Origin of the sequence: Paenibacillus sp. BR1-192 (genome assembly GCF_029542445.1) — a bacterium.
GTDB classification, from domain to species: Bacteria; Bacillota; Bacilli; order Paenibacillales; family Paenibacillaceae; genus Paenibacillus_AQ; species Paenibacillus_AQ lautus_A.
In genome coordinates this window covers 4482442-4495429 of the sequence record NZ_CP120718.1, presented here as the reverse complement: position 1 = coordinate 4495429, position 12988 = coordinate 4482442, and the positions used below count along the sequence as shown (strand labels likewise).

At 52.7% G+C, this 12988-nt stretch carries 11 protein-coding genes and 1 pseudogene; 10 read left to right on the top strand and 2 right to left on the bottom strand.

Going from position 1 to position 12988, the window contains the following annotated elements:
* Positions 1–71 precede the first annotated feature (71 nt).
* From P0X86_RS19985 to P0X86_RS19965, 5 genes are all read left to right on the top strand, one after another.
* Positions 72–1865, top strand: a complete 1794-nt coding sequence (locus tag P0X86_RS19985; protein WP_009592101.1) for an L-fucose isomerase — start codon at positions 72–74, stop codon at positions 1863–1865.
* Between the two features lie 24 nt (positions 1866–1889).
* Positions 1890–2549 (top strand): class II aldolase/adducin family protein, encoded by a 660-nt coding sequence (locus P0X86_RS19980; protein WP_119847663.1) that lies wholly within the window; start codon positions 1890–1892, stop codon positions 2547–2549.
* A gap of 78 nt (positions 2550–2627) precedes the next feature.
* Positions 2628–4139 carry a rhamnulokinase gene (locus tag P0X86_RS19975; protein WP_277746293.1) on the top strand — a complete coding sequence of 504 codons (1512 nt, stop codon included), beginning with the start codon at positions 2628–2630 and terminating at the stop codon, positions 4137–4139.
* A gap of 83 nt (positions 4140–4222) precedes the next feature.
* Positions 4223–4651 carry an L-fucose mutarotase gene (fucU, locus tag P0X86_RS19970; protein WP_277746292.1) on the top strand — a complete coding sequence of 143 codons (429 nt, stop codon included), beginning with the start codon at positions 4223–4225 and terminating at the stop codon, positions 4649–4651.
* A 272-nt stretch (positions 4652–4923) separates the two neighbouring features.
* Positions 4924–6081 (top strand): SGNH/GDSL hydrolase family protein, encoded by a 1158-nt coding sequence (locus P0X86_RS19965; RefSeq protein ID WP_277746291.1) that lies wholly within the window; start codon positions 4924–4926, stop codon positions 6079–6081.
* A 181-nt stretch (positions 6082–6262) separates the two neighbouring features.
* Here the strand turns inward: P0X86_RS19965 and P0X86_RS19960 are convergent, their stop codons facing one another.
* Positions 6263–6574, bottom strand: a complete 312-nt coding sequence (locus tag P0X86_RS19960; protein ID WP_053492862.1) for a YbjQ family protein — start codon at positions 6572–6574, stop codon at positions 6263–6265.
* 220 nt (positions 6575–6794) lie between these two features.
* Between P0X86_RS19960 and P0X86_RS19955 the strand changes: the two are divergent.
* Positions 6795–7229 (top strand): annotated as a pseudogene (locus P0X86_RS19955) (beta-xylosidase family glycoside hydrolase); the annotation flags it as partial.
* A gap of 142 nt (positions 7230–7371) precedes the next feature.
* Here P0X86_RS19955 and P0X86_RS19950 read toward each other — a convergent pair.
* Positions 7372–8316, bottom strand: a complete 945-nt coding sequence (locus P0X86_RS19950; protein WP_277746290.1) for a DUF4183 domain-containing protein — start codon at positions 8314–8316, stop codon at positions 7372–7374.
* 416 nt (positions 8317–8732) lie between these two features.
* Between P0X86_RS19950 and P0X86_RS19945 the strand changes: the two genes are divergently transcribed.
* From P0X86_RS19945 to P0X86_RS19930, 4 genes are all read left to right on the top strand, one after another.
* A complete protein-coding gene (locus P0X86_RS19945) occupies positions 8733–9146 on the top strand; it encodes a DUF4183 domain-containing protein (RefSeq protein ID WP_096774349.1) in 414 nt (137 codons plus the stop codon).
* A gap of 710 nt (positions 9147–9856) precedes the next feature.
* Positions 9857–10393 (top strand): MauE/DoxX family redox-associated membrane protein, encoded by a 537-nt coding sequence (locus P0X86_RS19940; RefSeq protein ID WP_277746289.1) that lies wholly within the window; start codon positions 9857–9859, stop codon positions 10391–10393.
* Positions 10390–10980, top strand: a complete 591-nt coding sequence (locus P0X86_RS19935; protein ID WP_277746288.1) for a hypothetical protein — start codon at positions 10390–10392, stop codon at positions 10978–10980. Before P0X86_RS19940 ends, P0X86_RS19935 begins: the two co-directional genes overlap by 4 nt.
* A 28-nt stretch (positions 10981–11008) precedes the next feature.
* The gene (locus P0X86_RS19930) at positions 11009–12787 is read left to right on the top strand and encodes an ABC transporter ATP-binding protein (protein ID WP_277746287.1); all 1779 of its coding nucleotides are present in this window, start codon (positions 11009–11011) and stop codon (positions 12785–12787) included.
* Positions 12788–12988 lie beyond the last annotated feature (201 nt).

The window sequence follows — 12988 nt, the reverse complement described above, 5'->3', positions numbered from 1 at the left end:
ATAGTGGGTTATCCTTGAGCCCGAATCAACTTACAATGATGTCATAATCCTTATAGGGAGGCGTGACATACATGACAATTGAAAACGATTACAGATGGCGGGACGGGTTTCCGAAAATCGGCATTCGCCCTACGATAGATGGCAGACGGAGAGGGGTAAGGGAATCCCTTGAGGAACAGACGATGAATCTGGCCAAGGCCGTCGCCGAGATGCTGACGAAAGAGCTTAAATATCCGAATGGCGAGCCGGTTGAATGCGTGATTGCGGATACTTGCATCGGCGGCGTTGCCGAAGCGACCGCAGCGGCCAAGAAGTTCAAGAATGCCGAGGTCGGCCTGACGATAACCGTTACGCCTTGCTGGTGTTACGGAACGGAAACGATGGATGCGGATCCTTCGCGTCCGAAGGCGGTATGGGGCTTCAACGGAACAGGGCGTCCGGGCGCGGTGTATTTGGCAGCCGTCTTGTCGGCCCATGCGCAGAAGGGACTTCCCGCATTCGGCATCTATGGCGAAGACGTTCAGGATGAAGGGGATACCCGCATTCCGGATGACGTTCAAGAGAAACTCCTGCGCTTTGCGCGGAGCGGGCTGGCTGCGGCCTATATGCGCGGACAATCGTACTTGTCCATGGGCTCCGTGTCGATGGGCATCGCCGGCTCGATCGTGGACGACAGCTTCTTCCAGGAATATCTGGGCATGCGGAACGAATATGTGGATATGAGCGAGTTTACGCGCCGTTTGGAAGAAGGAATCTATGATCCTGAAGAGTATGAGAAGGCGCTTGCTTGGGTGAAGGAGAACTGTACGGAAGGACCGGATAACAATCCGGATCATCTGCAGAACAGCCGGGAGCGCAAGGACCTCGAATGGGAAACCGTCGTCAAAATGACGCTGATCACCCGTGATTTGATGATCGGCAATCCGCGATTGAAGGAGCTTGGTTTCGAAGAGGAAGCCCAAGGCCACAGCGCGATCGCTTCCGGCTTCCAGGGGCAGCGCCAATGGACGGATCACTCCCCGAACGGAGACTTTCTGGAGACCATCCTCAATTCCTCCTTCGATTGGAACGGCAGACGTTCGCCCTATATCGTGGCAACGGAGAATGACAGCCTGAACGGAGTCGGCATGCTGTTCGGATACCTGTTAACCAATACGGCACAGATTTTCGCGGATGTGCGGACGTACTGGAGTCCGGCTTCGGTAGAACGGGTTACCGGCTATAAGCTTGAAGGCAAGGCGGAGAACGGCATCCTGCATTTGATCAATTCCGGTTCGGCTGCACTGGACGGAACGGGCGAGCAGGAGCTTGACGGCAAACCGGCCATGAAGCCGTTCTGGGATATTACGGATGAAGAGGTTGACCGCACGCTCAAGGCCACGCAGTGGAGACCGGCTAACCTGGAGTATTTCCGGGGCGGCGGCTACTCGACCGACTACCTGACGCGCGGCGGCATGCCGATGACGATGTTCCGCCTTAACCTGGTGAAAGGACTTGGTCCCGTCCTGCAAATCGCCGAAGGCTATTCCGTGGACCTGCCGTCGGAGGTGCACGATACGCTCGATAAGCGTACAGACCCGACATGGCCAACGACTTGGTTCGTACCGAACCTCACGGGAGAGGGAGCCTTCTCCAGCGTTTATGAGGTCATGAACCAGTGGGGCGCCAATCACGGCGTGATCAGTTACGGACATATCGGAGCAGATCTTATCACCCTGGCTTCGGTGCTGCGAATTCCGGTCAACATGCATAATGTGCCCGCTAACGAGGTGTTCCGCCCGCGTGCATGGGGCATGTTTGGAACGTCCGATCCGGAAAGCGCCGATTTCCGCGCTTGCCAGAACTTCGGTCCTCTATATAAATAAGGTCATTCGAGAGGAGAGCGAATCATGCTGAATGTAGAAACGAGAAACGAGCTCTGCAAATATGCCAAAAAAATCGTCGACAGCGGACTCGTTGTAGGGCCTGGAGGGAACATCAGCGCCAGGGCAGGGGACAAAATGTATTTGTCCCCGAGCGGTTTCGCGCTGGAGGAGATCGAGCCGGAGCAATGGATCGAAGTGGATATCCCGACGGGCGATATTACCGATATTGGACTGCGGCCTTCCTCCGAAGTGCTGATGCACCTGTACGGATACCGCAGCAACCCTGACATCGGGGCCATGGTGCATACGCACCCGTCCCATTGCATTGCCTTTACGCTGGTGGAACAGGAGCTGCCGGTGATGTTCCCCGATCAGGCGGCATTGGTCGGCCGTACGGCTTATATCCCGTACATCATACCAACGACGGATTTGTTGGCAGATGCCGTCGCGGAGAAAGTGACCACGGCCAGCTCCATACTGCTGGGTAATCATGGACTGGTCACAACCGGCCGGAATCTGCGCGAAGCGTACTACCGGACCCAAGTGGTTGAAGAAAGCGCCAAAATTTACCTGAGCGCCAAGGCGGCCGGCACGCCGGTGCCGCTGACAGATCAGGAAGTAGACGATATTGCTGCTCTGGAGAGCGAGGATTATCGGATTCAGCTTCTGCAGAAGATGAAATAAATGTCGAGTTAAGGTTCGGATCTCGGGTCGTTGAAATTTGAATCGGTATCGTACTTAAGGTGAGAAAGGATGCGGCGTATGAGCAATTCATCTGCGGTGCTTGCGTTTGACTTGGGGGCCAGCAGCGGCCGGGCGCTGCTGGGCGAAATCACCGCTTCTGATCATGACTCCCCCGGCATACTGAAGATTACGGAGATTCATCGTTTTGCCAATACCCCTGTTCAGATGGGAGATCATCTGCACTGGAACTTCCCGATGCTGCTCCAGGAGGTCAAGCACGGCATCCGTAAAGCGTTTCAGGACGGTTATCGGCCGGTCAGCTATGGCATCGATTCGTGGGGCGTCGATTATGGACTGATTGACCGAAACGGGGAGCTCATCGGAGTGCCTTATCATTATCGGGACCTCCGGACGGAAGGCATGGTGGAGGAAACCTGCAAGCAGGTTGGCAGAGAGCGGCTGTTTCAAGAAAGCGGCCTGCAATTCATGCCGTTCAACACCATCTTCCAATTGAATGCGATGCTTAAGGCGAAGTCGCCGATGCTGGATATCGCGGACAAGTTCCTGCTCACGCCGGATCTCCTGAATTATTTTCTTACAGGGGTTCAAGCATGCGAGTTCACCATGGCAACCACGACCCAGCTGTATCATGTTACGGAAGGCAAGTGGAATGAACGGTTAATGGATGAGCTGGGACTTCCCTCGTCCTTGTTCCTTGAACCCGTACAGCCGGGAAGCGTGATTGGCAGGCTGCAGGATGCCGTGGCGCAAGAGCTTGGCGTTCCGGCGATCGAAGCGATTGCCGTGGCGTCGCACGATACGGAATCCGCCGTGGTGGCCGTTCCGGCGAACGCCGTCAGGTTTGCTTATCTCGTATGCGGGACCTGGTCGCTTCTCGGAACCGAGCTGCCGGAGCCGCTCGTTCACCCGGACGTGCTGGAAGAAGACTTCTCCAATGAGGGTGGGGCTTATCAATCCTTTCAATTGCTGAAGAATATCATGGGCCTCTGGATTCTTCAGGAGTGCAAGCGGCAGTGGGAGAATCAGGGACTGAAGTATTCTTATGCAGAGCTGATTGAGCTCGCGGAGGACGCGGAGCCTTTCCGCAGCCTCATCCATCCCGATGATCTGCGCTTCATGAATCCGGCCGATATGACGGCTGAAATTCGGGATTATTGCCTGGAGACCGGGCAGCCCGTTCCGCAAAGCGCCGGTGAGTATGTCCAGTGCATACTGCAAAGCCTGGCCCTAAGATACCGGGAAGTGCTTGAACGGATGGAAGTCCTGACAGGGCAAGCGTACGATGGGCTTCATATGGTTGGCGGCGGCATTCAAAACGAGCTGTTATGCCGGTACACGGCGAATGCCATGGGCCGTACGGTATGGGCCGGTCCGGTCGAAGCCAGCGCCATCGGGAACATGCTGGTTCAATTTGTGGCCAATGGCACGCTGCGCAGCAGGGAAGAGGGAGTCGAGCTCGTGAAGCGGTCTTTTCCGCTGGCCTGGTATGAACCCGAATCCAGTGAGGATTGGGAGGCGGCGTTCCGGCGTTACAAGTCCTTGATCGGACAGCAGCAGGCACAGCCGTGATCATGAGAGCGTTCAGGGACTGACAGCTCCCTGGCTCAGATTCTCATCTTGCTTCAAAATCTGATAAAGAAGGATGTCGTTCCATGCTAAAAGGCATATCTCATTCGCTCTCGCCTGAGCTGCTGAAAATACTTATGGAGATGGGGCACGCGGATGAAATCGTTCTCGGCGACGCCAATTTCCCTGCAGCCAGTCACGCCCGGCGGTTGGTCCGGGCAGACGGCCACGGAATCCCTGCGTTATTAAACGCCATATTGCCGTTATTTCCGCTGGATACGTACGTCGAATCCCCGGTAGCGCTGATGGCCGTCACCCCCGGAGATACCGTGGAAACGCCGATCTGGGAGGATTATCGCAAGATCGTGCAGCAGTTTCACGCCGTTCCGGTTGATTTCGACGAGATGGAGCGCTTCTCGTTCTATGAACGCGCCAAGAATGCGTATGCCATCGTGTCGACGGGCGAACAAGCGCTGTATGCCAATGTTATCCTTAAAAAGGGCGTAGTCGTTTAGACTAACCGATGCAAGTGTTAAAGAAGAGATCGCTGCGGCGGTCTTTTTTTCGGTTTCCAATGGTCCAAGCGGTTTTCATCATCATGCGTAAAAAATAAACACAACACCGCCGGATTGAACTACAATGAGCATTAGGCCAGATAACCTCAGCTGGTGTTTATGATGATCAAGTCAATGGAGGGGAACAGGCAACGCAGGAACACAGCGGGAAAGAAAGACGCCAAGATGATTCTGGCAAATACATACCATCATAAAAATGAAGGTGAGATATTGTGAGAGGAACATACGCATCTTTATCGGTCGTATCAACGGCAACCAATTATATTATGGAGCAAGACAATGTAATGACGCGCACCTATCGTACCTATATCAAACCGAGAGAGTCCGGGCAGCTTGAGCTGAGATTCTGGCACAGCAACTCGGTAGATTCCACGTGGGATGTGGGCTCGGTGGCCAAAGGGAGTATGCCAGGGGGAGCATGGCGGATTGAAGCGGCTTATGCTGCCGATGGCGGCATCGGTCGGGATGGGCGGGTTGTGCCTGGGACAAGCGTGCAGGTTATGTTTGACGGGAATCCGGGTAAAACGGTAGCTCCCGGCGAGACGTTTTGGAGCGATCCGTTGCAGATCGAACTGCCCAAGGGACATGATTTGACGTTCACGTGGACGATAACGACGCTTTCATCAGGTAAAACGGTGCCATACAATACGGAGGGGCTGCTTGTAACGGCTTATGAAGCTGAAGGGAATAAGGCGGATGACGAGTTTGGAGCAGCGTTCGTCCCGGCAGCGAGCCGCTTGGTCATGCCTGCATTTGCCGGGTATGCCAGATCGGTCAAGCAGCGGATGATCTTCCTAGGGGACTCTATTACACAAGGCGTAAGAACCGCGAAAGACGGCTACCAGTACTGGGTGTCCCGCATTGCGGATGGCCTCGGGCAGGACTACAGCGTATGGAATATCGGTTCCGGCTGGGCAAGGGCATATGATGCCTCGGCAGACGGTCCGTGGCTAGCGAAGGCAGCCGAAGGAGATATTGTTGTTATAGCGCTTGGGGTAAACGATATCGATATCGGAGCGAGAAGCTCCCGGGAACTGCTGGATGATTTATCAGCGATTGTAAAGCGTTTGAAACAGAGGGGAGATGGAACAAAAGCTCGAATCATTCTCTTTACAGTACCCCCGTTCAATTTTATGGGAGACAGGGAAGCGGTATGGCGTACCGTCAACGAAGCGATTCGCACCCGCCCTCCGGAAGGCGTGGACGCCGTGTTCGATATCGCAGATATTCTGTCCTGCCCTGCTCCGGAGGAACATCGGATCGAGCCGAAGTATATGAGCTCTTCCGATGATCCGCATCCGAACGGCCAAGCAGGAGCGGTGATTGCTGATGCTTTCCTGAAGTGGTTTGAGGCACAGCCAAAAAACTAAATCCGCACAGGCGGTTGAAAATGGAAATTTACTCAGATGGAAACGGACGGGTCGGTTTCATGCCAATGGTTGATGGAGAAAACAGCGCCAGTCAGACCGTAATCGGTCTGACTGGTCGTGGCTTCATCAAACTGCAATAAGCCGATAACTGGCTGATTGGCGTCGTTCGTCACTGTACTGGTTATACCACCACAGCTGTACCGCTGACGGCCACCATCAGCATTCCCTCACGAATGACCTCATAGTCGATGTCCACCGCTACGATAGCGTTGGCCCCCATTCGCTCAGCCTTGTCTTTCATCTCGGCAAACGCTACATCCCTTGCTTCCTGCAGCTTGTTCTCGTAGGCTCCCGAGCGCCCACCAACAAAATCGGTAATGGAGGCCATAAAGTCCCTCACTACATTAGCGCCCATAATGACTTCGCCGTTCACAATGCCGATATACCTTTTAACCGGGTAACCTTCAATGGTAGATGTTGTTGTCATAATCATATGATATTCCTTCTTTCAAATAATTTTTATATAGCGTTTACGAATAAAAACACCTTTCACCTGATGCTGATTTGGATAGCAGTACTAGGAAATATACGATCGTTTACCAGCGTGAGTGCTTTCTTTTAGTACGCCAACAGAAGAGGATTGGTTTCATGAATGGGCGTAAGAAGACAATTATCTGATGGAAAATGCTTATTGAAGGACGTGCGGGCGACGATTAAGGCACTTTTCTTGCAATATATCCGCTGCTCTGGACTTTGAGCCTGCAAACGAGGGAGAAGAAGCGGGATTAACCGTATTTATGAATGAAAGGTATCATTATGATCTGGCCGTAAAGCTTATAAACGGGGAAAAAACGATCGTATTCAGACGTACCGTGGGGTCGCTTAGCGTAGAACAAACCAGTCGATGTCCGGAGGGGCCTGTCGTGTTACGAATCGAAGCAATGCCCGAGCATTTCCGATTCTCCATGGGACAAAGTTCATCAGAGGTCCTGAATATGGGATCAGGTGAAACCCATCTGCTTACGACGGAAGTAGCCGGCGGATTTACAGGGTTAATGATTGCTATGTATGCATTCGGCGACAATGGAACAACCCCTGCGCTGTTCGACTGGTTTGATTATGAAGTCATCGATAGCCGGGCCGAATAGTCGAATTCGATAAGATGAAAGAGAGGGGACCGTTTATTTCGGTATCATATTAAGAAGCAGAGAAAGAAGACATCTTCCTTGCGGCAGATGTCTTTTTGCGCGAACCTTGCTGCCCGCCGCAGCGGGGTATTTTGCTCACCGTTCAAGCTACCACCTGAACGGTGAGATACAGCACCTCCAGCAAGATGGGCGTTCCGGCCAGAAGCACATCGCCGGGAGAATATAAGGTTAGTGCCTCCGAAGTGATGGTGTAGATACGGCCTTCCTGAATCATGCCGTTGATATAAACGGTCGAGGAGCTGTTCGGACCTACCATAATGCTCTGGAATGCCTGGTTACCGTCGTCATCCGTAAATTGTCCGGCAGATATGACGAAGGGATCATCCAAATTAACCTCGGACATCAATACGTAAAAATAGCGAAGCGTGGTCGGCAGCACGTTAATCTCCGGCACGATGACGCTTCCGGGGATTCCTTGAGGGCCTTGCGGCCCCGTGGGCCCCTGGATTCCAGCCGGCCCCTCCATACCTGGAGTGCCTGGAACGCCTTGAGGACCTTGGGGTCCCATCGGTCCGGGAATGCCCGCCGGTCCCTCCATACCTGGAGTGCCTGGAACGCCTTGAGGACCTTGGGGTCCCATCGGTCCGGGAATGCCCACCGGTCCCTCCATACCTGGAGTGCCTGGAGCGCCTTGAGGACCTTGGGGTCCCACCGGTCCGGGAATGCCCGCCGGCCCCTCCATGCCAGGGTTGCCTGGAACGCCTTGAGGGCCTTGGGGTCCCATCGGTCCGGGAATGCCCGCCGGCCCCTCCATGCCAGGGTTGCCTGGAGCGCCCTGAGGACCTTGGGGTCCCATCGGTCCGGGAATGCCCGCCGGCCCCTCCACACCTGGAGTGCCTGGAGCGCCCTGAGGGCCTTGGGGCCCCACCGGTTCGGGAATGCCCGCCGGCCCCTCCGAGCCAGGGGTGCCGTGAACGCCCTGGGGTCCTGGAGGCCCCGCCGGCCCCACCAAGCCCGGGTTGCCAGGAACGCCTTGAGGGACTTGAGGTACGAGTGTCGATACGAAGTCTTTTGGACGGCGTCCCACTTGACGTCTATGCTGGACAGCTGACGGGGTGGTCCGATGAGTGGATCTGGGGTTGCATCTCCATTTTCGTTTGCCTGTTGACACGACTCGTTTGTATCTTCGCTTCTTGCAGGTCTTGCGTTTTCGAGGTCCTGCAGTTTTTAGAATTTGATATCGTTTCCGCTTGATCACGGGAGTTTTCAGTCTTATCCCTCCTCCCCCGGATGAATGTCTGTACTTAGTTTATGTTATCGGGGAAGGACTCGAGTGGACATTTATCCTTTCTTCAGTTATATATTGACCGGAATTTTGGTTGTTAATTGTACATTTTCACTAAAATAGGGAGAATGTCAGAACCAAATCTCAGAATCTATCATTTAATGATAATGTGGCACAGCCATATTTTTTCTATCTAAGACAAGAGAGGAGTGAAGATCATGCCAGTTATTAAACCTATCATTACCGCGGTCGCATCGGTTCCCGTTGCAACCGGCGGCACGATCACCACGACGGTAACGCCAACCGTAACCCGTTATTTTGCGCTGGTCGACGAAGCGATGATTGGTGCAGACTCGATTACCATGCCGGCCACGAGTTTCATCGATGATGCCGAAGCACCCGTGACGGCATTTCCCGCGTTGACAGGCACTGAATACTTTAATGTGTATATTAATGGGATGCTGCAGCAGCTTGCGTTATCGACTTTGACAACCGCCAGCTTGGTGCTCGATACGACGGATGTCCCGGCGGGAATACCGGTACTGTTGGAAATTGCCAGCTTCACGAATACGGCCTCCGCCATCACGACACAGCCTACCATTTCGGCGCCGGTCATTACGATCATCAGTTAAATTGGTAAGCAAAGGGCTGCCCCGATTAACAAAATGGGGCGGCCTTTTGTGTATGTAATTTCTTTAATAAGGGATAATATTCTATTATTTTACTATAAGATATTATCCTTGTAAGAAATGATAAATATAGTATATTAAAATTATCCTGCAAGCCAGCTAGTTAGCATAAACCACTTACACCCCTCAGAAATTGAACCCGCTTACAAACGACTCGGCATAAAAAATTGGAAGATCCCTACAGCCAGCGTTCAACACACTCCAAAGCTTTTTGCATAGCAACACCTTTCATATAAATGGATGAACTTCATGACTTGAAAGGAGGTGAGCATTAATGTGCATTCTTCGTCATACTTCCTGTAACACTACGGAGCAATGCGGACGCGACAAATTCGGCGTTCGTCTTGAAGTATGGGACTGCGGCAACGGTTCCGAAGAGAGATATACTTGCGGCTGTTAATTTTTTTGTGAACGCATGAACCTATCACTTATAAACAGCGGAACTTCTTGTTCCGCTGTTTATATTTCACGCAGGGCATGCGGCTTCCTATTACGGTTGAAGAGTGAGGGGTCGAAAATGGTTTTGGGTCCATTGCAGTATGATCGTGAACGGGTGAACAGCGAAGAAAAACGGCAAGGTGCAGTCCAAGCAAGATATCAAAGTCATCGAATGGGGGCTTGGTCCCCTTGGTTGTCGGGAAGGAGAATGAACCATGTCCATGAGCGCGCTTTGCCTTTTGTTTCTGACCTTGGTGTTTGTGTTTTCGGGAGTGTCGAAACTGTTATCGTTAGCGGATTTCAGGACGACGATCGAACGGTTGCAGATGCCTGCAGGCCGCTTACGGATTGTACCTGTTCTCATTTGCGCCGCTGAGATTGCAGCCGGGGCGGGTTTATTGTTTTCCTGGAGCAGAGCCGCTGCGCAGATCGCGATTTTTACTTTGCTGGCAGGGTTCGGATACGCCGTTTATCAAGCCAGGGTGGTGCAGAATCAGGAGATCCAATGCAGCTGCTTTGGCTCATGGTCTAGTGAGGCCCTCGGCTTGAATACGGTCGTTAGGATTGCATGCTTAGGTATATTGAATGCGCTAATTTGGCTTTTGTCCGAACCCGTGAATCTCTTCCTCATGCCGGCCCAAGAAGCGGTTCTTACTATGCTGTCGGCCGGCGGCATTGCCGTTATTTCGTTGGTGGCGGTGAATGCGTATACTCTTGATTCATTACAGGCGAAGGAGGGAACGAATCCATGAATTTGATTACGACCGTGCTCGTGATTCAGTATGGCTTGATATTCAGCTTGGCTTTCTTCGTGTTCAAACTGTACCGTCAGGTTCGGGAGTTGAAGTTGAAGCCGCAGACAGTCGTGACCGGGCACGAGATGCCTGCGGTTCCGAAGGAAGGGCTCGAGCTTGGCATGCAGATTCCTCGGGCAGCCTATACGAGCATGGCCGGTGATACCGTGAATTTGTACGACGGCAAGCCCAAAATTCTATTGTTCACGATGAACCATTGCAATGCCTGCAAAGAAACGTACGGGGCCATCAAAGCGTTTATGGCTTCGCATCCGGATCTTTCGGTCACGCTATTCCTATATGCCCAGGATGCGGATGAGGCCGCAGAAATGGCGGTTGCCAATGAGTTAACCGATATGCAGGTCGTGTGGGCAGACCGGGCTATGATCGATTCGTTTAGAGTGAACCGGTTTCCGTTGGCGTTCTACCTGTCCGAGGAGCAGCTCGTCATCAACAAGAGCGTCACGAATTATTTGCATCATTTAGAACAAATGATCAACCAGCTTCCTCATGCTAAACCTTCAGCCCTAAACAAATCGGCTTAGCGACGAAGGAGGCTCAAGGTTATACAACATGAAATATGCGAACCTGATGTTCGAGGTTATGAAGCAGGTGTACCGCGTCTCTCCGCGGATGTTCACCAGATCGACCATGATTTATTTAATGCAGGCCTTTTTGCCCGTTGCCCAGATTTATATTACGGCTCAAGTCATAGACGACGTTACCGGCGTGTTGATTCGGGATCAAGCTCCATACCAAGCATTGTATTGGCTGTTACTCCAGATGGCGGTCATTCTGATTGGCCTCGTGCTAGCATCTCTTCAAAAGTATACCGAGCGAAAGATGAATGCTTATGTATCCTACTGGTTTAATCTCCAAGTGTCGGAGAAGCTAAGCAAGCTTCCGTTCGTATTCTTTGAATCTCCGGAAAGCTACGACAAGCTGCAGCGTGCTCTTCGCAATCTGAATATATGCGGAATTAACATGGTGTTTTACATGTTCTCGATTATTCAGAACCTCATCACGTTGACGGGTTTGCTCGTGCTCTTGTTCAGCTTTCATTACATATTGCCTGTCGTTATGCTGCTTCTGATCGTTCCGCTGTTGATCATCCAGAAGAAAGAGGGGGCTTCCCGCTTCGTGGTCATTCATCAGCAGACGGCTTCGTCCCGTATGGCGGCCTACATGAACCAACTGCTGCAGACGAAGGAAGCGGCCAAGGAAATCCGGCTGTTTCATGTCAAAGATTATTTATTGAACAAATGGCGGGGCATCTATTTCAAAAATACGTATGAAATGCTGGGCGTCGAGCGGAAAAACATGAAGAATCGCCTGATCGTGGAAGGGGCGGTGACGATTTGTTCTTTTAGCATTTTAGCCGTGTTCGTCTGGCTCGGCTCACGCCTCAAACTAACCATCGGCAGTTATGTCGCCCTCTATCAAGCGGTCCAGGACACGCGATATTCCATCCAGAACATCAGTCAGAACATCGGGCAAATCTATCATGACGGTCTGTTTATCCACGAATTGTTCGAATTTCTGGATACGCCGGTTCCGCAGCCGGAAAAAGCTCTGCCGATGACCACGCCTTTGCGGGAAGGAATCGAAGTCGATCGCGTTACCTTTTGCTATCCGAATCAAGATAAGCCTGTGCTTGACGATTTGACGATTCGTATCAAGCCCGGAGAAAAGGTTGCCATTGTCGGGGAGAACGGTGCGGGGAAGAGCACGCTCGTAAAAATCATGCTAGGCTTGTATGAACCGACGCATGGCGTTGTGCGCTATGGCGGCATCCCGATCCAGGATTATGATACCGTCAGCTTCCGCAGCAAAGTAACGGCGGTGTTCCAGGATTTTTATCGATATGAATGGACCCTTGAGGCTAACATTGCGCTGCGTGAGCATGATCCGGACGACCGGCAAGCCCATCGCCGATTGAATCATGCCATGGAGAAGGCCGCGATGACCCCGCTAGTAGATTCGCTGCCGGACGGAGTAGCAACCCAGCTGGGTACGCGCTTCTCCGGCGGGCGCGAACTGTCTCAGGGCCAATGGCAGAAGGTCGCGATCGCCCGGGCGTTCTATCGGGAATTCGAAGTGATCTATCTGGACGAGCCGACGGCGGCCGTAGACCCGCTTACGGAATCCGCGATATTTGAGAGCCTGATGTCCATGACCGAAGGCAAAACCGCCATCTTCATATCGCACCGATTGGGAAGCTGCAGACATGCGGACCGCATTCTCGTCCTCAAGGAAGGGAGAATCGTTGAAGAGGGAAAACATGAGGAATTAATCGGACAGGGAGCCCATTATGCCGAGATGTTCAATAAGCAGGCCCAGTGGTATCGCTAGCATGGGGCACCGGTTTTGAAGCGCATGCGAAAGTTAAGCGGAGCGGATCAAGAAGTCATTCTTGGTCCGCTTCCTGCGTTTAGTTTACGTTAGGAGGGGCAAGCCGCCATGGGAGACGAGAGAGCCGCTAAGATGCCGACCGATTGCATGCCAGAAGGAGTTTCGTGTCTGAGTCCCGAATTGAATAGGGACTTGAAACGT

Excerpts from the sequence above, each read along its gene's own strand:
- fucU (WP_277746292.1), top strand. The coding sequence starts at position 4,223 with ATGCTAAAAGGCATATCTCATTCGCTCTCGCCTGAGCTGCTGAAAATA.
- P0X86_RS19945 (WP_096774349.1), top strand. The coding sequence starts at position 8,733 with ATGCCAGTTATTAAACCTATCATTACCGCGGTCGCATCGGTTCCCGTT.
- P0X86_RS19980 (WP_119847663.1), top strand. The coding sequence starts at position 1,890 with ATGCTGAATGTAGAAACGAGAAACGAGCTCTGCAAATATGCCAAAAAA.
- P0X86_RS19975 (WP_277746293.1), top strand. The coding sequence starts at position 2,628 with ATGAGCAATTCATCTGCGGTGCTTGCGTTTGACTTGGGGGCCAGCAGC.
- P0X86_RS19930 (WP_277746287.1), top strand. The coding sequence starts at position 11,009 with ATGAAATATGCGAACCTGATGTTCGAGGTTATGAAGCAGGTGTACCGC.
- P0X86_RS19935 (WP_277746288.1), top strand. The coding sequence starts at position 10,390 with ATGAATTTGATTACGACCGTGCTCGTGATTCAGTATGGCTTGATATTC.
- P0X86_RS19940 (WP_277746289.1), top strand. The coding sequence starts at position 9,857 with ATGTCCATGAGCGCGCTTTGCCTTTTGTTTCTGACCTTGGTGTTTGTG.
- P0X86_RS19985 (WP_009592101.1), top strand. The coding sequence starts at position 72 with ATGACAATTGAAAACGATTACAGATGGCGGGACGGGTTTCCGAAAATC.
- P0X86_RS19960 (WP_053492862.1), bottom strand. The coding sequence starts at position 6,574 with ATGATTATGACAACAACATCTACCATTGAAGGTTACCCGGTTAAAAGG.